This window comes from Cohnella herbarum (assembly GCF_012849095.1).
GTDB lineage: Bacteria > Bacillota > Bacilli > Paenibacillales > Paenibacillaceae > Cohnella > Cohnella herbarum.
In genome coordinates, this window is the sequence record NZ_CP051680.1 from 1491922 (window position 1) to 1512786 (window position 20865).

General features: G+C 51.7%; 21 protein-coding genes. 9 read left to right on the forward strand and 12 right to left on the reverse strand.

Annotated elements, in window-relative coordinates:
* Window positions 1-4: 4 nt before the first annotated feature.
* From HH215_RS06440 to HH215_RS06450, 3 genes are all read right to left on the reverse strand, one after another.
* A complete protein-coding gene (locus tag HH215_RS06440) occupies window positions 5-778 on the reverse strand; it encodes an ATP-binding cassette domain-containing protein (protein ID WP_169279150.1) in 774 nt (257 codons plus the stop codon).
* Window positions 760-1914 (reverse strand): FMNH2-dependent alkanesulfonate monooxygenase, encoded by a 1155-nt coding sequence (gene ssuD, locus HH215_RS06445; RefSeq protein ID WP_169284257.1) that lies wholly within the window; start codon window positions 1912-1914, stop codon window positions 760-762. The genes HH215_RS06440 and ssuD overlap by 19 nt, the downstream gene beginning before the upstream one ends.
* Window positions 1915-2024: 110 nt before the next feature.
* Window positions 2025-3470, reverse strand: a complete 1446-nt coding sequence (locus HH215_RS06450; protein WP_169279151.1) for a 4-hydroxyphenylacetate 3-hydroxylase family protein — start codon at window positions 3468-3470, stop codon at window positions 2025-2027.
* 263 nt (window positions 3471-3733) lie between these two features.
* Here HH215_RS06450 and HH215_RS06455 point away from each other — a divergent pair, with 263 nt between their 5' ends.
* Entirely contained in the window at window positions 3734-4336 is a 603-nt protein-coding gene (locus HH215_RS06455; protein WP_169279152.1) for a TetR/AcrR family transcriptional regulator, read from the forward strand.
* A gap of 17 nt (window positions 4337-4353) precedes the next feature.
* Here the strand turns inward: HH215_RS06455 and HH215_RS06460 are convergent, their stop codons facing one another.
* Window positions 4354-4566, reverse strand: coding sequence for a hypothetical protein (locus HH215_RS06460; protein ID WP_169279153.1), 213 nt, complete (start codon window positions 4564-4566; stop codon window positions 4354-4356).
* Between the two features lie 406 nt (window positions 4567-4972).
* On the opposite strand from HH215_RS06460, the gene HH215_RS06465 reads away from it, so the two are divergent.
* Window positions 4973-5467 (forward strand): DUF2269 family protein, encoded by a 495-nt coding sequence (locus tag HH215_RS06465; protein ID WP_169279154.1) that lies wholly within the window; start codon window positions 4973-4975, stop codon window positions 5465-5467.
* A 97-nt stretch (window positions 5468-5564) separates the two neighbouring features.
* Here the strand turns inward: HH215_RS06465 and HH215_RS06470 are convergent, their stop codons facing one another.
* The 3 genes from HH215_RS06470 to HH215_RS06480 all read right to left on the reverse strand — a co-directional run bounded on the left by HH215_RS06470 (window position 5565) and on the right by HH215_RS06480 (window position 7601).
* On the reverse strand, window positions 5565-6503 hold the full coding sequence (locus tag HH215_RS06470; RefSeq protein ID WP_169279155.1) for a hypothetical protein: 939 nt from the start codon (window positions 6501-6503) through the stop codon (window positions 5565-5567).
* 239 nt (window positions 6504-6742) lie between these two features.
* Window positions 6743-6934, reverse strand: a complete 192-nt coding sequence (locus HH215_RS06475; RefSeq protein WP_169279156.1) for a hypothetical protein — start codon at window positions 6932-6934, stop codon at window positions 6743-6745.
* 124 nt (window positions 6935-7058) lie between these two features.
* Window positions 7059-7601 (reverse strand): manganese efflux pump MntP, encoded by a 543-nt coding sequence (locus HH215_RS06480; RefSeq protein WP_254450393.1) that lies wholly within the window; start codon window positions 7599-7601, stop codon window positions 7059-7061.
* A 141-nt stretch (window positions 7602-7742) separates the two neighbouring features.
* Between HH215_RS06480 and HH215_RS06485 the strand changes: the two genes are divergently transcribed.
* From HH215_RS06485 to HH215_RS06515, 7 genes are all read left to right on the forward strand, one after another.
* On the forward strand, window positions 7743-8207 hold the full coding sequence (locus HH215_RS06485; protein WP_169279157.1) for a WGxxGxxG family protein: 465 nt from the start codon (window positions 7743-7745) through the stop codon (window positions 8205-8207).
* A gap of 142 nt (window positions 8208-8349) precedes the next feature.
* Window positions 8350-8421 (forward strand): pyrroloquinoline quinone precursor peptide PqqA, encoded by a 72-nt coding sequence (pqqA, locus tag HH215_RS36975; protein ID WP_375140511.1) that lies wholly within the window; start codon window positions 8350-8352, stop codon window positions 8419-8421.
* A 171-nt stretch (window positions 8422-8592) separates the two neighbouring features.
* A complete protein-coding gene (pqqB, locus tag HH215_RS06495) occupies window positions 8593-9378 on the forward strand; it encodes a pyrroloquinoline quinone biosynthesis protein PqqB (RefSeq protein ID WP_169279159.1) in 786 nt (261 codons plus the stop codon).
* Between the two features lie 2 nt (window positions 9379-9380).
* Window positions 9381-10088 carry a pyrroloquinoline-quinone synthase PqqC gene (pqqC, locus tag HH215_RS06500; protein WP_254450394.1) on the forward strand — a complete coding sequence of 236 codons (708 nt, stop codon included), beginning with the start codon at window positions 9381-9383 and terminating at the stop codon, window positions 10086-10088.
* Window positions 10085-10357: a pyrroloquinoline quinone biosynthesis peptide chaperone PqqD gene (gene pqqD / locus HH215_RS06505; RefSeq protein ID WP_169279160.1), complete on the forward strand. Its 273-nt coding sequence runs from the start codon at window positions 10085-10087 to the stop codon at window positions 10355-10357. Before pqqC ends, pqqD begins: the two co-directional genes overlap by 4 nt.
* Complete coding sequence (gene pqqE / locus HH215_RS06510; protein WP_169279161.1) at window positions 10354-11448, forward strand: pyrroloquinoline quinone biosynthesis protein PqqE; 1095 nt, start codon at window positions 10354-10356, stop codon at window positions 11446-11448. The genes pqqD and pqqE overlap by 4 nt, the downstream gene beginning before the upstream one ends.
* A gap of 7 nt (window positions 11449-11455) precedes the next feature.
* A complete protein-coding gene (locus tag HH215_RS06515) occupies window positions 11456-12391 on the forward strand; it encodes a dipeptidase (protein WP_169279162.1) in 936 nt (311 codons plus the stop codon).
* Between the two features lie 6 nt (window positions 12392-12397).
* On the opposite strand, the gene HH215_RS06520 is transcribed toward HH215_RS06515, so the two are convergent.
* From HH215_RS06520 to HH215_RS06540, 5 genes are all read right to left on the reverse strand, one after another.
* Window positions 12398-13519: a carboxypeptidase-like regulatory domain-containing protein gene (locus HH215_RS06520; RefSeq protein WP_169279163.1), complete on the reverse strand. Its 1122-nt coding sequence runs from the start codon at window positions 13517-13519 to the stop codon at window positions 12398-12400.
* A 78-nt stretch (window positions 13520-13597) separates the two neighbouring features.
* Window positions 13598-15325, reverse strand: a complete 1728-nt coding sequence (locus HH215_RS06525) for a pyrroloquinoline quinone-dependent dehydrogenase (RefSeq protein ID WP_169279164.1) — start codon at window positions 15323-15325, stop codon at window positions 13598-13600.
* 198 nt (window positions 15326-15523) lie between these two features.
* Complete coding sequence (locus tag HH215_RS06530; protein ID WP_169279165.1) at window positions 15524-15766, reverse strand: hypothetical protein; 243 nt, start codon at window positions 15764-15766, stop codon at window positions 15524-15526.
* Between the two features lie 191 nt (window positions 15767-15957).
* Window positions 15958-17721 (reverse strand): Rieske (2Fe-2S) protein, encoded by a 1764-nt coding sequence (locus HH215_RS06535; protein ID WP_169279166.1) that lies wholly within the window; start codon window positions 17719-17721, stop codon window positions 15958-15960.
* Window positions 17722-18368: 647 nt separating this feature from the next.
* The gene (locus HH215_RS06540) at window positions 18369-20843 is read right to left on the reverse strand and encodes an apiosidase-like domain-containing protein (RefSeq protein WP_169279167.1); all 2475 of its coding nucleotides are present in this window, start codon (window positions 20841-20843) and stop codon (window positions 18369-18371) included.
* Window positions 20844-20865 lie beyond the last annotated feature (22 nt).

A 20865-nucleotide genomic window follows, 5' to 3' on the forward strand; every position in this document is an offset into this window, starting at 1 on the left:
CTCCTTAGATGGTATAGTTATCCATTGCCTTGCCAGTTGGCGATTCTATCTTCTCCTTAACCAGAACGCGGTCAAGAATCATTTTCTCGAAATAGGCGAAGCCGCTATCATGCTCTCTGGGGCGCGGCAACGTAATCTTAACGTCAAACGCAATCCTCCCCTGCTCAATGAGAATAACCCGATCCGCCAATTGCACCGCTTCCGCTACGTCATGGGTGACAAGCAGAGCTGTGAATTGCTGCTCCGTCCACAAGCGCTCTATTAATTGCTGCATTTCGATTCTCGTTAAGGCGTCCAGCGCTCCAAGCGGCTCATCAAGCAGCAGAAGCTTCGGATTTCCCGCCAAAGCGCGGGCAAGCGCTACCCGTTGACGTTGTCCGCCGGATAACACGCCTGGCCATTCGGAAGCGCGACTACCCAAACCCACTTGCTCTAGCGCATTCTCCGCTTTACGAATAGCCCCATCCTTGACGCCCACTCTAACGTTCTCAACCACGCTCTTCCAAGGGAGCAATCTTGCATCCTGGAACAGCACGCGGGTATCTGGATGTATAAACCGAATTTCCTCGCCGTCGATCGATATGCCGCCTTCGGACGATTTCTCGAGACCCGCCACCAGTCGGAGCAAAGTACTCTTCCCGCAACCGCTCCTGCCTACGATAGCGATGAATTCTCCCGGTTTTGCTTCAAGTTCCACCCCTTTCAGAACCTGCTTATCCCCGTACCGCTTTGCTGTTTGCTTAATTTGCAGATAACTGCCTAATGCCGTTCGTTCCATTCCCTTCCCCCCTTCGGAATAATTTGATTGGCAATCATTTCGCCGAATGGACTGATGAAGAGCGGTTGATCCGCTTGCACCTTCTTGTGCAGCGGAAGCTTCGGAAACAAAAGCTCCGCTACGCGGTAAGCCTCCTCCAAGTGCGGATATCCCGACAAAATAAAGGTGTCGATGCCCATCTCTTGATACTCCAGCATACGAGCCGCTACCTGATCGGGGTCGCCGACAAGCGCGGTACCCGCCCCGCCGCGCACCAGACCGACCCCCGCCCACAGATTAGGACTCACGACAAGCTTGTTTCGGTCTCCTCCATGCAATTGGGCCATCCGGCGTTGTCCCTCCGAGTCCATCTTGGCAAAAGAAGACTGAGCTCTTGCGATCGTCTCGTCGTCGATATGCGAGATGAGCTTATCGGCCGCTTGCCACGCTTCCGATTCCGTTCTACGGACGATAACATGCAATCGGATACCGAACTTGATCGTTCTTCCGGAAGCTTCGGCCAGCCGTCTCATCTTAGCTATTTTCTCGGCAACCTGCTCCGGAGGTTCGCCCCATGTCAGGTAAACGTCGATGTGGTCAGCCGCTATCTCCATAGCCGCATCCGAAGATCCCCCGAAATATAAGGGCGGGTAAGGGGCTTGAATCGGAGGATACAGCACCCTTCCGCCTTTTACGCTAAGATGGTCCCCCTCTAAATCCACCTCTTCTCCTTGCAGCACTCGCTTCCATACTTCGAGGAATTCGCCGGTTAAGCCGTAGCGATCCGAGTGATCTAGGAAGACGCCGTCTCCTTCAAGCTCAGCCCTGTCGCCGCCGGTCACTACGTTGATAAGAAGCCGTCCGTTGGAAAACCGATCCAACGTTGCCGCCATTCTTGCCGCCAAAGTCGGGGACATCAAGCCGGGTCTTACCGCAACTAGAAACTTCAGCTTCTCCGTAGCCGGTACCAACGTCGAAGCGACGACCCAAGCATCCTCGCACGAGCGGCCGGTCGGAAGAAGCACGCCGCCGAAACCCAGCTCGTCCGCAGCTTGCGCGATCTGTTTGGTGTACGCGTAGTTAACCGCTCTAGCGCCCTCGCTCGTGCCTAGAAAATGTCCATCGCCGTGGGTCGGAATAAACCAGAATACTTCCATCATGTTAAATCTCCTCTCGAATAGAAAAGACACCCGTCCCCTGTTATTAGAGAAAGGCGCCTTTAGTTGTCTAATCGGCTTGTATTTAGCTGTAAGTTCAAGTTGATCATCTATCCCTTGCTCGTTTCCTGCAGCAGCTTCCAGATCTGATCGGTATAACTGCTTTTATTCGCGTTGAGATACTGATTGGCATACGAGCGTACTGGATCCCCCGCATAGAAACGTTCATACAATTCGTGGCGCGAGCCGAGCGGACTGCCGATTAAATCCCATGCCAGCTTAAACAGCTTTACCTTTTTCTCCGCGCTGACGGAGGCGCCTTCGAAATACAGATGCATGAATTTGGAGATCGGACCGTAGAAGTCCTCCATGCCGGACGGGGTTTGAACGAATCCGCCTCCTCCGACCTGCTGTAATATCTCGATCGCTCTCGGATATGCTTTCGTTCCGATATTCCTAGCGGTATCGATAAAAGAAATCTCAGGCACCCATACTCCGGAAGTATTTTGCGCGGCTTTCGTTTCGGAAGCGATCACGAGCGCTCGCATCGTCTCGACTTGAGTCAGCAGCTCTCCAAGCTTCTCTTGAATGTGAAGATAGCCGGTTACCCCGATCGATTCCGAAATCGCGAAAGCAAGTCCCGTTACGAATTCGAGCTTAGCGACGGACCTCACGACCGTTTGATGGAACGCGAGCGAATTCGCCGTTTTGTTGTTTCGCAGACTCAATACGGATTCCGAATCTCCATAGAGCAATACGCGTTCCCAAGGAATGAGCACATCGTCGAAAAATAGAACGGCGTCCATTTCCTCGTATCTAGAGCTCAGAATATGCTCCTCATCCCTTGAATCCGCGAAAGATTCCCGACAAACGATATGCAGCCCTTTCGAATTGGCCGGAACAACGAGGACATGCGAATGTTCCTTGTTCTCCTTCTTCAACTGTAAAAAGGAGAAAATAATGAAGTCGTGCGTATACGGCGCTCCAGTCGCAATCATTTTCGCCCCGCGCACGATAATGCCTTCGCTCGATTCCTTCACCACATGAAGGAATCTTTCCGCGATGCGCTCATCGCTTAATTCGCGGGAACGATCGATCTGCGGGTCGAGGATAGCCGTCGTAAGGAACAAGTCGTTATCCCTGGCGGATTCGTAATATTTCTCGATCTTCGCTTGAAACCCCTGGTCCCTCTTGCCGATCTCTTCTCTATCCGCATACCATCCCGTAATCATGGACCTGCCGTAATCGGATAAGCGGCTCATGATGCCGTTGGTTTCTTTCGCCCAACAGGTGAAAGCTTTACTTCGGGTTAGAATGTCTTCCTGCGCATTAGGCACCAGAAATGAACTGTGAGCATAACGCCCCGTTGACGGGAGGAAATACCCTACTTCATCTTGGCGGTGCGGATCATCCAGTAAATCGAAGAGTGCTGAAATGGTTTTCAATGTACCTTGAAACGCGGGGTGACCGGGCAAATCGTCCACCGCTTGGCCTTCAAGCCAAACCTTCCGACCATCCTTAAGACTGTTTAGAAACTTATCGCCTCTCTTTGTCATTGAACGGTATCTCCTTGACTTCTTTTTCCGATGAGAATACTATGATTTAAATCATGATGTTGATGTTATCCAATTTTTTCATTAAATTCAACCATCATTTGTATGTATTTCGTGGTTTAAGCAACAGAATTCGCCTATAAGTTCGATTACCCAAAAACAAACAACTATTCATAAATCTTCTCAGCCTATTTGAACATTGGCACGATGTTGGTTAACCAACGAATTCGACCATATTGTCCATTAATAAAAGGAGGATTAAATTCATGCTGCAACCAACGAAAGAAGACCGCAGAATTATCCGCACGCGTAAGGTCATAACGGATTCCTTCATTTCCCTGCTGAACGAAAAAGGGTTTCCCGACATATCCGTAGCCGATCTAACGGAACGTGCCGAGATCAATCGATCAACCTTCTATGCCCATTACAAAGATAAATTCGATCTTCTTCAAGCCGTTATCGAAGAGAAGCTAACCTTGCTATCCGAGCAGCTCGAAGCGTCTAGAGTCACTCATCCCGTGCCTTCCAATGCGCAGGACAGCCCTCATCCCTATTTCGTAACTCTGTTCGTTCATCTTCAAGCACACGCGGAATTTTATACGGTCATGTTCAAGAGAATCGAGGATTCAGTCCTTCGCGGCCGTATGCTGGAAGTCATCAGAGAAAGCCAGTTCATTGTCATCTCCCAATTCAAACTCGAACAAAAGATGCTTATTCCGACGGATATTCTATTGGATTATCTCTGCTCTTCAATTATTGGGGTAGTAGAGAAATGGTATGACAACGGAATGAAATACAGCGCAAATTACATGGCCCTTCAGTTGACGAGATTATGCAGACTAGGCACGGATAAGGCTATGGGGATGTAACCTCCACTTTCCGTAGACTAACGACTTGGAAAAACTAAACTTACGTTGTCCGAAGGAAAAGCGTGGGCGGGAGTTATCATCATCGAACGAATCGGTTTTCCGGTATTCGTGCCCGTGAAGATGATGTTAATATTGCCGTTCCGATGAGCGATAGTGAAGGTGATCGTCGGACGATTAACTTTCCCTCCTCCCCTAACCCCTGCGATCTGACCGATTTGCGACAAGGTCATTTGTTCCAACCCGACTGATTGGGGTGGAATGGTCGTAGAAGTCGCCATATTGTTAACGTCATTAAATACATACTTTCAAATTTATGATCTTAAGATTCCAACCGCCTCCGCGCCAGTTCCCAATGACAGGCAGCATCACAACCTCTTTGTTACCCATCTGGAAAAACCCAAAATGTCTCAGTACCCTTAAATCAAGCTGTCCGATAAAATCGTCGTCTTTATCGCCAAATGGCGATCCATGCGTTCGAAAAACGGATATCGTGCCGTATATCGGATGAGTTTATATTATCCAGCATGACAATCATGCATGACTAAACATGACATTTCCGTGACAGGCATACTCGTTTCCGCGTGTTACAATTTCCAAGAAATAAAATAACGACGTCTTGGAAGGAGCTTTACCCTCATGGATATTCACGGTTACTTCGGACCCTCGGACAACTGGATCAACCTGCTCGTGCTCGTTCACGTCTTAAGCGCCATTATCGGCATCGGCCCGACTTTCTTCGGCCACGTTCTTCTTCGCAAAGGGCAAAATTACGGCAAGTTAAGAAACTCCGTCGGCTTAATGCCGTTGCTGGAGAAGTTTCCGAAGATTCTCGGCTCTTTGGCGGTCGTTAGCGGCATTCTGCTCGCTTGGCTCGGCGATTACGGATTTAAGCAGCTATGGATATACGGCTCGCTTGCCGTGTATGTTCTCATTCAAATCGTCGTCATCGGTTTTATGGCTCCTGCCGCGCAGAAGCTGGTCTCCAAAATCATGGCAGCCAAGGAACCGGATGATCAGCCTATTTCGGCGGAGTTCGCTAGCGAAGTGGCGAAAGTGAATAAAATCAATTATATCGCCACTTGCTTCGGAGTCGTCCTCTTCCTCCTCATGTTTTTCAAGCCGACTTTGTAACGTAGCACGCAACGCACAAATCCCCGATGCGAGAGCATCGGGGATTTCCAACCTCTATATATGTTCCTTGCACGTAATTCGCGAACCGTCGTAGTCCTTAATTGTTAGGGACTTTATCTTTCCTGAACTTTTCGACTTCCGCGTTCAGCTTGTAGTTGTTTTTCTCGACGACGTCCATGAATTGTTGAAGCAGGTTCAGATAGGCGCTTGACTTCGGATCGTTCCTTTGCAGCATCGCTTTGTAAGCCTTCTGCGCGTTCGCATTCATAAGCTTGTAATCGTATCCGAACAACGGCGTATTATTGGCGCCATAGTAAGTTAACGTACGGTAGCTTAATAATAAATTGCCGATGTGGTTCGCACGATTGGAGTGAGGGTACAGCGATAAGAACTTTTCTTGGCTTAGAGCCCGGTTAACCAACTGTTGATAACCAATGACTAGCGCCGCATCCTTAAGCGGAGCTTGTTCCGTTTCGACGGACATAATATCGATATAAGTTGAAATATCCGAATTTACCCGGTCCGCAAAAATCTTAAAGCCCGTATAATTAACGACCGGGAAGAAAAACCCTTCGGCGGTTTCCAGCTTGTAGCCGCTATCGCGCGCCGACATGAGCATTCCCTTCAGCGTCTTATCTGTCGTCCGGCTGATTACGTTGTCGAAGCTGTCTCCTTTTTTGTACGCTTTTCCGATCCCCTTCTGCACGGATAACGCTTCGAAACGTTTTTGTAACGCAGGTAGTTGCTTCTTGACCGCATTCTCCAAGTGAAGAACCATAAGAGTAGCTTGCGATTTGTTGACTTCAACTATGTGTGCTTTTAAGTAGGTGAACGCCTTGGAGATCTGATTTTGTTTCAGTAAAGCTTCGAATTGGTTGACGACTGAGGTCGGAGAGGCGGCTGAGATCGTACCTACCGAGCTTGCATAAGCCGTAGAAAGGTTAGTTGCCGATACTTGAATCGCTTGAAAAGTGAAAGCAAGAGCCGCGATCGCGGCAATCGTCATGGTCTTCGTTCTGCGAGTTTTTCTATACATATTCATTCTCCTTTGGGTGATTTACAGAAATGGTTGGTTAAGCTACTTCTAACAATAAAGGCCGGATGTATCGGGATCATATCGAGTTGTTTCCAAGCTGTAAACTTTTCGTCGGGAAATCTAACGGGAATACTTTCATTTAACCTCAATAGTCGCTTCTAAAACCAAATCAAGAAAATGCCAAAAAACAAGCACGGTCATATTAAGATGACTGTGCTTGTTTTTGAAGTCTCTGTTGACTAAACATAGCTGTATGATCGTTCCGTTAATACTTCAGTAATGTCGTCAAGGTCGAACCCATCCGATGCGAAGCATTTGCAAGCCACGACAATCGCAAGCTTTTCGTTTTCATTTTCCGCAGGTACGTGTATCGTCCACTCTCCATCTTGATGGTAGAAAGTCACTTGGATCATCTTATGCTTACGCCCCATCCTAGTTCCCTCCATGGGAGCTACGGCTCCCGATATTTATGTTGCATTATATTCCGGGATGGCTTTCATGGGTATGATCGGGGCTAACTTTCACGTACTTATTCTTCGGATTCCAGATAAGCTCTTATCCTTCGAGCAGCATGTAAATGCCCATTACGCCCAATAAGACGCCCGATGCTTTTTCCGACCATTCTCCCAAATAAGGCTTGAGCTTGGAGCCGAACGCGATGCCGATAAAGGTAAACACGAAAGTTCTGGAAAAGATCAGCAATACCGTCAGCAAAATAGGCACATGAATAAATCCGGCGGTAAACCCCACGGCGAGTTCGTCCAAGCTGATGCTGAACGCCGTCGCGACCAAAGGCCATCCGGCAAGTTCCTTATCCAGCGTTAGGCTTTCGTCTTCATCGTTAAATAAAAGAAAATAAGTCGCCACCCCGATTAGGAGCAAAGCTCCGATAACGGATGCCATACTTTCGAAATACCGGCTGATCGCGTTGCCGAGGAAGTAACCGACAAGCGGCATGGCGGATTCCGCCGCAGCGAAAGTCAGCGCGATTTTCACCTTGTCCTTCGCTTTTCTTTGCAGTCCTAACGAGGTCGAGATGACGATCGTATCAAAGCCAAGCGCCATAACTAAGATCCAGGCGGCTAACGTTAGATCCACGGCCTAACCCCTTTCGGCGATCGCTTTATTCATAGATATTCCAGCCGTTATTACCGTAGTACAAGCTGTTGCATAAGAATTCGGCGGCTGTGTCACCCTAATGATAGAAATTAATCAGACTCCAAAGGCAGGTACACCTCCATGAGAAGGAAAATCATAAGCGGGTTATGGGTTGCCGTCGTGTCTTTGATGCTTGCGTTACCGGCGTATGCCGCCCATACAGGGACGGAAAATGGCGGAAACGGAGGCTTGGGCAACGGAATGGGTCATTATGGAACCGGTACGCACGATGGGATGTCCACGAATTCCAACGGAACGCGGATGTATGACGGAGCGGGCTATCGCGCAAAAGGGACAAGAGCAGCTCCCGATTATGAGGTCAGCATCTACGGAACGGGAACCGGCAGCCAGTTCCGGAACATGAATGCGGGGGCTCCGGGCATGAAGAACCCCTCCGAAGATTATCATACGAGAATGTATACGGACGGAGGTTATCGGGCAACCGCTTCTACCCCGACTAGAGGCATAGGATGGGGATGGCTAGGCCTGATCGGCTTGATCGGTCTTGCCGGGATATTTAGCAGAAATCCGCAACGAAATCGCTGACCAGAGGTTCGATAACGATGCAGACTCGCCCGGATGAACGGACGAGACTAGCATCGTTATTTTTTGCTTCTGAGGCCTCCAGATGCCCTCATACAATAAGGCATACCGTCTGCCGCTATTCCATTGGAGGGGAGGTGTGACCATGTGGGTTAAACCCGATTTCAAGATTATCGAGATCTGCGCCGAAGTGACGGCCTACGCTCATCGGAAGTGAAATGAAATGCCGGAGAGATCCGGCATCTCTTTTATTAAGGGGAGAAGCCATGTTCATTAAAGTGCTAGGCTCCGCCGCCGGAGGAGGATTTCCGCAATGGAATTGCGCTTGTTCCAACTGCCGACGCGTTAGAACCGGGGAGCCTTCCTTACGCGCCCGGGGAATGATTCGTTGGCCGTTAGCCCGGACGGATACAGGTGGGCACTGCTGAATGCAGGGCCGGATGTCTGCTTGCAGTCGGAAGCTCACGCCTCCCTTCATCCGGGTCCATCCTTGCGCGGCTCCCCCATTCAAGCCGTATTGCTTACCGATTCGGAATTGGACCACACGACGGGTCTGCTTCAGCTTAGACAAAGCTCGATCCTGGAAGTATACGCGGCTCCCCCCGTTCTCCGCGCGCTGGAGGATTCCTTCCCGATTCGGAGAATTCTCGAACCGTATGCGGGTTTTCGCTGGCTGGAGGCGAACCCAGGAGAATCTTTTCCACTTTTTGGGGGACAATTATCGGTATGTCCGTTTTATTTGGGCGGCAAGTCTCCTCGATACGTATACGCGGAACGCTCTCAAGACCAAGAAGCTTGGGTCGTTGGCTATCGGATTACGGATCGAACGACGGGAGGCGTTGCAATATACGCGCCGGGGATCGAGACGTGGTCGCAGACGCTCGAACGGCATCTGGAAGATGCGGATTGCGTTTTCTTGGACGGAACCTTCTGGCAGGCCGACGAGTTGCGAACGCTTGGCGTATCCGAGCTGAGCGCGGCAGATATGGGACATTTCCCCGTAGCCGGACCTAACGGCAGCGCCGTGCGATTCGCGAGATTACCGGCGCGCCGCAAAGTGTATATACACGTCAACAACACGAATCCGATGCTGGACGAACGCTCGCCGGAACACCGAAGTCTGAAGGAGCTAGGCATTGAAATCGGTTATGACGGAATGGAAATGGAGGTTTAATTTTGGAATCGTATTTGCTGTCGAACGAACAATTCACGACGAAGCTGAGACAGGTAGGCGAAGAACGCTACCACGACAAACATCCTTATCATGTCGCGATGCACGAAGGAAAGCTGTCCCCTGCGCAGCTTCAAGCATGGATCGCGAATCGCTTCTATTATCAGAAGAACATCCCCATTAAAGACGCGCTGGTCCTGTCCAAACTGCCGTCCCGCGAAGATCGCCGCGAGTGGATCCAACGGATCATCGATCATGACGGCCGGGAAGGCTCGGAAGGCGGCATCGAAGCATGGATTCGTCTTGGCGAAGCCGCAGGCATTCCGAGAGAGGAAATGCTGGATGAGCGCCGCGTGCTTCCGGCGGTTCGGTTCGCCGTCGATGCCTATGTTAATTTTTGCCGATTGGAACCGTGGCCCATAGCCGTCGCCTCATCCTTGACGGAATTGTTCGCGCCTTCTCTCGTGTCCAAGCGGATTGCGATATTCGAACAGTTGTACCCTTGGATTCGCCCCGAAGGTCTGGCTTACTTTCAAGCCAGACTGCATCAAGCGCCGCGCGATGCGGATCACGGCTTGAGCCTGGTACTGCGAGAATGCAAAGATCGCAGGGATCAAGAACAAGCGATCTCGGCATTGCGGTTCAAATGCGACGTTCTCTGGGCTCTCTTGGATGCGTTAAGCTTGGCTTTCCCCGGGGAGAACGAGCGATGAGCTCATGGGCGCTATCAGAACGGCCGAGAATACGCGGACCGGGTCGCATGAAATACGACAAAGCCCGCCAATCCGATATGCTGCTGCTTCCCGAACGGGTCGTCCAGCTCAACGAGGCGGCGGGAGCGATTCTCTGGCTTTGCGACGGACAACGAACGATTGCGCAAATGATCGATGAGCTTGAATCGAAATACGGTCAATCCGACCTTCAAGGAGATGTGGTCGAGTTTCTCGCTTCGGCGGCGGAGAGAGGGTGGATCGAACGATGACGGTTAATTTGCCGTATGCCATGACCGCGGAACTCACGCATCGATGTCCGCTTCATTGCCCCTACTGCTCCAATCCGATCGAACTTCAGAAAAGAGAGAATGAGCTGTCGGCCGATACATGGCTGAACGTCTTGGAACAGGCCAGCGAGCTCGGGGTCGTTCAAGTCCATTTCACGGGCGGAGAACCGCTCCTGCGTCCGGACCTGGAATTGCTCGTCCGCCGTGCCCGGGAGTTAGGGCTATTTGTCAATCTCATTACGAGCGGTGTCGGAATGACGGAGCAGCGAGTACGGCAGCTCGTAGAGGCCGGGGTCGACAGCATTCAGCTTAGCGTGCAGGCCTCCTCTTCCGAGCTTGCCGATTCGATTGCCGGCTTTCAAGCCCATGAACGGAAAAGGCAAGCAGCTGAGTGGATTCGCGCCAGCGGACTTGATTTACATATGAACGTGGTTCTTCATCGGGCCAACATTCATAGTGTCGAAGAGATCATCGAGCTTTGCGCGGAATGGGGCGCGGTGCGGCTTGAGCTAGCCAATGCGCAATATTACGGTTGGGCTCTGCGAAACATTCATCAATTGCTTCCGAGCAAAGAACAAATTCAAGCAGCCGAAGTAGCCTATGCACGGGCGCATGAGCGCTTCGGCCATCAAATCGAACTTTTATGGATTTTACCGGATTATTATGAAGATTTCCCGAAGCCCTGCATGGGCGGCTGGGGCCAAGTATCCCTTACTGTCGCGCCCGACGGGCGCGTACTGCCGTGCACGGTGTCATCGGACATTCGGAGCCTGATCTTCGAAAATGTAAAGGAACGAGATCTAGCCTGGATTTGGCATGATTCTCCTTCTTTTAACGCTTTTAGAGGTTACGATTGGATGCCGGAGCCCTGCAAGAGCTGCGAGCGACGCGAGATAGACTATGGCGGGTGTCGCTGTCAAGCCTTTCAGTTAACCGGGGACGCGAGCGCGGCGGATCCCGTATGCAAGTGGTCTCCCCATCGCGGCGTGATCGCGGATAAAGTCGGCTCGATCGCGAGCGCGAACGGCAATGGCGATGTTGGCACGCCAATCTATTCTTACCGCGGCAGGTGATCCCTAATTGAAAATTTTCGACGCCCACTGCGATGTGCTCAGCAAGCTGCTAGAGAATCCTAACCTCGATTTTGCCCATGGAAAAGAAGGCCTGGACGTTACGCTGGAAAGAATGCTTGAATCGGGCATCGGCGTGCAAAATTTTGCCGTATATTTGCCGGAGCGATGGTCCGGTGAATTTAAGTATGTATTGGAAAGCATAGATTTGTTCAACGAACGCATTCTCATAGAGCCGCAAATGCGGTTTATTCGCACGAAAAACGACTTACGGATCGCCTCGGCCGAAGGACGGATCGGGGCGTTGCTATCTCTGGAAGGCGTAGATTCGCTGAACGGAAACTTGGCCTATCTGCGGATACTCTACCACCTTGGCGTAAGATCCGTCGGAATAACGTGGAACCGCGCCAACTGGGCTGCGGACGGCGTATTGGAGCCCCGGGGCGGCGGGTTTACCGCGCGGGGGGAAGAATTGATCATGGAATGCAACCGGCTGGGTTTGATTATGGACGTTTCCCATCTATCCGAGAAAGGCTTCTGGGAACTCGTCGAAGCATCCGGCAAACCCGTCATCGCTTCCCACTCCAACGCAAGCGCGATCAGCCCCCGATTACGCAATCTGACGGATGCCCAGATCGGCTCCGTTATTCATAACGGAGGCGTTATCGGGATTACCTTCGTCCCCCCTTTCGTTAGCGTGGAAGAACCGGTTTCTATGGATAAAATTTTGCTTCATATCGATCACATTTGCTCGTTAGGCGGCAGTCGCCATATCGGGCTAGGCTCCGATTTCGACGGAATTCAGCAATGGATCGTAGGTCTGGAGCATGCGGGACATTACGACCGACTGGTGAATCTGCTCCTGAAGCATTACAGAGAAGATGATGTCGAGCTATTCGTCTACGGCAACTGGTTCCGCTTCTATATGGAGCATTTGCCGGATTAAAGCCGTTTAATTAGCAGCCGAAGCGATCACCCTCGGATCATGATCGCCCGGCTGTACAAAGCCGATGGGCAGCGAGTCTCCCGCCTTCAGAAATTTCTCCTGTCCCACGAACTTCGTTATGCGCGTTTCATAAAACGGCGGGCGCTGCTTCCATACTTCCTCCGGTACCGTCAGGACGAACCGGCCGTTTCGGTCGGGTATCGTAACGGAGTATCGGACCTCCGGCGGGACGTCGAGTCCGGCTAGCAATCCGGCATACGTCGCTCCCATCGAGGTCTTGCAATCTAGCGTGGGAGGCTTATCTTCGATTACCGTGCCCTCCCTAGGCAGTCGAATCCCAATATCGACGCTCGTATTCCGCGGCAGAATGAACACTTTATTAGCCGGAAGTGCGTACCGACGAGTGCCTACGATAACAGTAAGGTTCGTTTCCTCTTCTTCCGGCCAGTAATACATCTCGTATTTCCCATCTTGATCCGTTGGAGTCGATTTGGCGAAGCCTTCGCCTCTGTCCCGGTCAATCCATACGATCGCATCCTTAACCGGATTGCCGCCGGCGTCCGTCACCGTGCCAGCGATCCGGTATTTGTCGACCTGGAAAAAGGAAACCTTATCGCCATAGTCGCTCAAGATCCGAGCATGCACTTTGATCATGTTCCCATCCGTTTTCGAAAGCTCCGTCTTTGTCACTTCGATCGGATGATAGACGCTGATCGCTGAAGTCGTTGTCAAGAGCAGATCGGCCTCCTTCTTCCCGATCGGCTTGCCTGCGATCTTCGCATCCTGGACTGACACGGCTCGAATAGGAGCATAAACCGGTAGACTTCGGTCGACGATCAGTTCGAAAGAGCCGTTCTCCTCGGTTCGAATGCTTCTTCTGCTCGTATCGCTTTGCAGGACGGCATTCTCGACCGGCTGTCCGTTGAAAGTCAGCTTCCCTTTGACGGCGGTCAAGTGCGTGCCGTCCTTTCGCCATGTCTTGACGACAAACGTCGTCCGATCAAGCTCGATTTGTCCTTGAAGAACTTCCGCTTGCGCGTTGGCTTCATGACTAGAGGTCATCCGTATCCCATACGCCGAAGCCGCACCTAAGAACACGAACAGGCAGATTTTGATTATTATTTTCATGTATGTAGGTCTCCTTCAAAAGCAGCGATCAAGACAAACCAATGGATGTTTGTCTTGATCGCCTTGTCGAATCTTTCCTTATTTCGCCGAATGCGCGCCACCCGTATTAGCTTCCCCTGCCGGCCCTTGCGTTTTGTTGCCTCCCAGCCCGAACACATGTACTTTTGGCTTGGAGCCGCCCGTGGTAACCACGACGTATTCTTTGTCATCAACCTTGAAAATCGAAGGGGCGGCTTGCACGTTATCCCCGGAAGTCTGGAAAGTCCAGACCACTTTGCCTGCTTTGATGTCCATCGCGTTCAGCTTCCCGTCCAGCTCTCCGAAGAAAGCCAGTCCCGAATCCGTGCTCGTCAATCCGCCGCGCTGCTGATCCGTCGTCTTGATCTGATAGGCTTGCTTGCCCGTATCCACGTTGATCGCCGTAATCGTACCGTATCCTTTGACATCCGGTACCTCTTCGGTTACCGTACCGAAAGCCGCCGCACCCGGGAAATCCGGGGTGTCTGCCTCCTCTTCGTTTTTCGCCGCTTTGAAGATGGAGGGCTGCTCGATTCCGGGAATCAATACGTAATTCGTCGCGGGATCATAGGATTCGGGCGCGTAGTTCTCCCCGCCCAGCACTCCGGGATAGCCGACCACTCCTTCGACCGTCGGCTTCGGATGATCGATCTTAGCGAACGGAATGCCGTCCCACACCGTATCTCCGGTAGCCGCATCCCAAGCGAACCACAAGCCGGATTTGCCCCCTTGAACGACGAGCTTCTGCTTCTTCCCTTTCGCCGTAGCTTCGATAATCATCGGAGAAGCCGCGGCATCGTAGTCCCATACGTCGTGGCTGACTTCCTGCTTAGCCCAAACTAACTTGCCGGACATCGCATTGACGGCCACGACCGAGTCGGTATTCGGGTTATCTCCCGGACGCTTCTCTCCGTAGAAATCCGGAGCCGGATTACCTGTCGCGAAGTACATGAGGTCGGTTTTTTCGTCTATCGCAACCGGATCCCAGACCGCTCCGCCACCTTGGAACTTGCTGTTCGCCAGCCAATCCTGGCCTTTCGGCGGGACGGTCCAGAACGGGGAATCCCAGGCCGGCGTCAGATCGCTCGCTTTGAACGCCGCTACGAAACCGCGAACGCCGTTATCGCCGCCGCTGCTCCCGATATAAACGTTTCCTTTATAGAATTGGGGAGCAGTTGTTTCATAGTACCCATTCTCCATCGTAACCCCGTCGATATATTCGGAAAGCTTAATCATCTTAACTAATTGTCCGGTTTTCTGATCCAAGGCAATCAGCGAATTATCGACCGCCAGCATAAACACTTTGCCATCGCCGACCGCGACGCCGCGATTGGCAATGATCCCCGCTTTCGCAAAGGTTGCGGCTTGCTCGGCTGACGGCTTCCAATGCCAGATGGGATTACCCGTCACGGCGTCTAACGCGAACACCTGATTGCCGGCAGTCGTAACGAAGATGACTCCGTCTACAACGACCGGATACGACTGATTGCCGTTTTTGACATCCGGGTCTAGAGTCTTAAGGTCCGCTGTCCAGATGACGCCAAGATCTTTGACGTTATCGGCGGAAATCTCTTTGAAAGGAACGTGTCGATTGTTGGCAAGCGTGTGACCGTAGGAACCCCAATTTTCAAAGGATTTGCCGGTCACTCCGGTGGCGGGCGGCGAAGCCGTTGCGGTCTGGCTTGCCGTTGGCGAAGGTGTAACATTGTTGTTTTTTCCGGTACAAGCGCTAAACACCAACAACATAACGACTAGAGTTGTTCCGATTTTGGCGTGCGTTTTTTTCACGATCGTTACCCCCAAAATGTTTGATATTTCGTGGTTCGTGGAAGTTCCAACTTCATGCAACATCCGCTGATTATGGTATTTCCAAACTGGCGAGAATTAAGTCACAGACTTGCCCAACACTCTGCCCGACTTCGAATTCGATCCTTAATAAACACAAAAAAACCGCCAGGGAGAATATCCCCAACGGCTTCTTCTGTTCTATTCGTATTTCACCGCATTCTTCGCATCGATAACTTCGACGGCCGATTCCTTCGCTTCCTGCTGGTCGTACATCTTACCGAGCTTCCAACCAATCCCGATATTCACCACCGCCATGGCCGAGAATAAGACGACGTCTCCCCACGGCTCTGGAAGCAGCAGATCGCCCAGAAGCCAACCGCCGGTCATCGAGGCCCCCATAATCACGCCCTTCACCGACGACTTAACGTAAGATTTGCCCATTCGCTCACCCTCCCGTTGATCCTCGTATACGCACTCCTCGCTCTGATGACTAGCTTGAAGTATGCAGGCTACCCGCGAAGGTTCTCGGTTCCCTCTAAGACCGATTGTATGACGAGGACAAGAGCGAATATACCTGAAAATAGAGCCGGGCTGCCGAATCGATCTTACGAACCGGCTCACGTGTCCATCTGTTAATCTTCTTCAAATAACCGTTCGCCTTTATGCAGCCTCCAGGCGATTTTAGCCGTATGCGGAAGCTCGCGCGCGGTTGGCGCGTGCGCCGCCAAATATCGGGTGCAGGCGAGCAGCATCGTTTCTCTGGCCTTCTCCGCCAAAGTTCCTTCCGCCGCTTGCCAGCGGTCGAACTCGGCCACTGCGGCTTCGTACATTTGGAAAGAATGGAATTCCGCATCCTCCCGCAACAGCGCATGGCCAAGCGTGTTCAGCAACGCTGCCGGATCGCCATCGCCATGAATGTAGTCCATCACCCATTGGGCGGCCGGTCCGACCTGCTGGCGCTGATCGAGCAAGTCGAGCAGTTCCTGAAGGTTCGACGAAGCTGCGGAGTCGGACGGTTTGGGCCGCGAGGCTGTCGGTACGTTTAAGAAACGGTCAAGATATACGCTGACGGCTCCATGAAAAATCGCTCGTTGCAGAAGGGGCTCATCCGATTGCAGCAGCCTTTCATGCACGGCGTGAGCATACGTGAACGTATGGAGCACGGCAATCCAATCGGCGAAATCGTTCTGCGTATGGAAACGAACGATCCGTTCCGCGGCGGCCAAAGCAACGATCTGCGCCACTTGCGCCGGAGCCGTTCCCGCTATGAGCAGATCGCGCAGCAAAGCGATCGTCTGTTCCGGCGCATCGCTTAGCAATTGCCGCAGCAATTGCTCTTCCTTCTCGGCGGACAGCCGCGAATTCGTTGACCCGTCGGCAAGCTTCTCCTTCGCCGAATGGTTCTCCAGCTCAATGACCGCTTGCTTGATCGGCTCTACAAGGTTCACCGGCGCTTGCCATTGGTGCAGTTCCTCGCTGCGTATCGGACGAGCCATCATCGGCACGAGCGAAGTTAAAATTCGCACCTTTTGCGAAGAGTCCGCCCACTCCAACGCCTCAAAAGCTTTGCTGTGGAAATCGAACGCATGACCGCCGTCCAAGTAAAAGTGATCCGTTGCGGCAACGAGCATCATTTCCGATAGTCGTTTCGTATCAATTCCTTTCCTTATCGCTGTGATCAGAACTTTCTCTGCGCCTTGCGTATCCCGTACTTCTATGCAACTGCGATACCACTCGGTCAATCGTTCGAACGGCACGTCGGCCGACGGCAGCGCAGTGAGCAAGTGACGGGTTCCTCTGCCCGAGCTGCCGCGAGCGACGTGGACAAGACCTTGATACAAGGCGAGTATTTTGCCGTTCTTGTCAAGCTTGTCGACGCTTTGCGTCATCGCGGTCAGAATCGTAAGTCCGGAGTTCCAGCCCGTTCCGTATGTCGTACCGAATTCAATGCCAATGCGGGCGATGTCCTGTTCCGGCACTCCCGCTTCGATCAATCCGACGACCGCTTTCGCGATGACGATGCCGATGTTTTGCTCGAGACCTTCTTTTAATTTATGCTTATATTTTTCCGCGCCATCCGCTCTTCTGGAAACCGGATTTACCCACACTTCGCCGCCGTCGACGCGCACTTCATGCGACGGAACGTCGTCCGCCCACGGATCGAGCGTACCGCCGCTGCAGACGTCAAACCGGGCATGATGCCAATGGCACGTCAGAATCCCGTCGCACAAACTTCCCATATGAAGCGGAAAGCCTAAATGCGGGCAACGGTTGTCCACGGCGTACACCTTGTCTTCATGATAAAAAACGGCGATACCGCCTCGGATAACCTTTGCGCCCGCTTGTTTAAGCGCTTCCAATTCGCCTGCCGAAATCCAATTTAAACTTACGCTCATCGAAACAGCCTCCTTTATTTTTCAAGCTGCACTTCAAGTGATACCCATCTTAGCTGTCTGAATTCACTACGTTATTTTCTATACTTATTATACATTAATGTTTCAGATATTTGCCTCGAGATAGTCGCGTTTTTTTCGACGACTGGAGCGGACGCAGTAACCGTTTTTCCGCGACAATAGCTATGCATAATCAACAAACCCTACTCCCATAGTCGAAAAAACCGACTACGACGAGCTCAAACATACAAGTGCTCCCTTACTGTAGGAAATTTCGACTATGGCCAGGCAAATTGAATGTACAGATTCAATCTATACGGACGGCAATAAAGGAACACCGTAAACGAATGCAAATTCTATCAACTGTCACTCTAGAAACCTCGCAAAATAGGAAAATCTGTACACACTAAGTGTAGAACCTGCAACTAGTTTAGGAAATTTTACTCTCTCTACCGACTAAGTGTAAAATCTGCAACTAGTTCAGCCGACTATTTCGATTCAACGCGAATTCTATGGTGCTATCCCGGAACTTTATCAGCCGTCTATATAGCAATAATGGTTGCCTACTTCTCGAGCCTTTCATATCAATAACAAAGAGCTCCTGTCCGGAGAACCGGAAGGAGCTCTTGTATAATCTTGTTTTCATCCACCTATCGCGACGAGTAAAGTTTCGAAACCTGATCGCCCGTAAGCGCCCGGTCGTACAATTGCAATTCATCGATTCTGACTTGCGCGAATTCGATATTGGAAGCCGACTTATAGCCGAGACGAATCGGGTTCGATACGACCGACAGTCCTCCTGCCATATCGCCACTCATTCCCTCTTCCTCCCCGTCGATGTATACGCGCGCGTTCTTTCCATCGTAAGTCGCGGTAACCTGATGCCATTGCCCGGTCTTCAGCGGCATATGGAATCCCGCAACCGTACTATACCAGCCCGCTCCGGACGTACTCATGACGAAGTGTCCCGCTCCGCTTGGTTCTATCGTCAATCGAAACGCATTGTCCGTATCTCCTCCTTCTTTACCGATAAGGGAATAGTTAAGCTTCGGCAGGCGCGACATATTCACCCACATCGATATCGTAAACTGATCTTTGCCATCTAAAGCGCGGCTATCGATTTCCGCGTAATCGTCTACGCCGTCCAACGAGAGCGAATTGCCAAAGACACCGCCGGATACGATATCCGCTCCGCCCTTCAACTGAGCCGGCGAGCCGCCTCCCGACGATTCAGTCGACGTATTCCCCGTCTTTTCATCGAATTTCCATGTCAACGACGGCACGGGCACCTCCCCTTGCTCGCCAGGTTGTACGGAGCAGCGCGGTTCAGCCAACAGGGAGTCCGCGATCGCTAGTTGAATCGCCGAATCGAGAATCGCGTTTTTCTTGTTCTTATCGTTCATCTTCCCTTTCCGTTGCTTCTCGAGCAGTAACACCCAATCGTCCTTATTCGGCTTGGCGGGAATGCACCAGCTCGAAGAAGTTGCTTGGATAGTCTCGGGAATCAGGTAGTAAAGACCCGTTCGCGGGTCGAACCAATTAGCCTCGTATTTAGCGGAATTGTCCAATTGTTTCAAAGTTCCGCTGGCTGTGTCGCTATTATAGAAAAAGACGACATAAGCGTTGTTTCCATCCGATGATAGCAACGATCTAGTCGTGTCCTTAAAAGAAGCCCAGGCACCGTCATTAAATCGGGGAACGAGTTTCCACCAATCCAGCGACGTGTAAAACCTTTTGAAATCGGTCAACTGATCGGCCGTCTGCAAATTCGCGCCGTCATACCACCAAAAGTACCGGTCCGGCATCTCGGAAGCGGTTCCGAAGTCATCCGGCTTTCCGCTTTGGGAATAAATATCGTTCCAGACGCCAGCAGCCCCGTAACCGTATCCGTACATCCCGTACTGAAACGCTTTATATGCCGCGCTCAAAGCCCCCCTGCTATCGGTCCAAAATTCGTCGTAACCGCTTTCGTATAACACCGCCGGCTTGGAAGGGGAAGCATTCCAGAATTCTTTAGCCACCCGCATGCCGGAGAGATTGCCCTGCCACTGAACCGCCCAGCCGTCATGGTACGGCTTGCTCGCCCAACTGGAACTCGCCGGAAGAGTCGAATTCGCTCCTTCCATGTGCGGCATGATCGGTTGCTTGTATGAATCGTTGTCGGCTAGGCTCTGCCCAACGGCATACCACTTGCCCATCGTTTGTTCGTTGTAATTGCCGTACATATTTTTATCGATCTCTTGCGCGATCGTCCAGATCACCGGATAAGCGCCGAACCGCGCTACCCAGTATTTCGCGATTCGCGCCATGTAGTCTTCGGTAAAGATCGGATACTGTACCGGGTCGAGCGCCCAAGTGACTTGCGCGTTCGCGTGAACGAAACCTTTGTCGGCGATATATTTGAACTTGCGATCCAGATTGCGGAATCCATCCAGATCGGCGGCCGTGAAACCGTCGCTTAAATTCGCCGTTTTTTCTTCGTCCGCTCCAGTGTGCGTTCCGCCGTGAGGTTGCCAGATCGGTTCCGACTGGTAAACGGTGAACCCTTGATCCTTTCTCTTGTCGACCATGTACTTGAACTGCGAAGCTACTCCGGGCGCGTTCGACGTAGAGAACCGCTCATGCGGCAATATCCAGTGCGTATCCCCTAAGTAAAAAAACGGCGTTCCATCCGCGTAACTCAAGTATTTACCGCTATCGCCAGCCTTCAAAAACCCATGCTTGTAAATAGCCAAATCGCCTTTATATTTCGTGCTCAACACTTGACCGGTCTGATTGTGCAACCCCTTATCGGACGGGACGGAGGCCGTTACCCGATAAGTCCAAGTGCCCGGTTTAGTCGGCGCGAATCGGACTTTCCACGTGTTTCCGCCATCCCAATAGCCTGGCCGGGTAATGATCGTACGGTCCGGACCGATGAACGTCGCCGAAATATCAACGTCCTTGAATGGATCCGAATAACTTTTCGTACTCGTTAACGTAATTTCCGCCGCTCTCCACTGCTCCGTTTTGACGATTGCAATCGGCTTCTTCGCTAGACCCTCCGGCGCGTTCGCTCCCGTCCATAACCCAAGCGCAAGCAACCATGCGACGATCATTGCCGCCATTTTCCATTTACGCATCATTTGCGTTCATCCTCCTCGATTT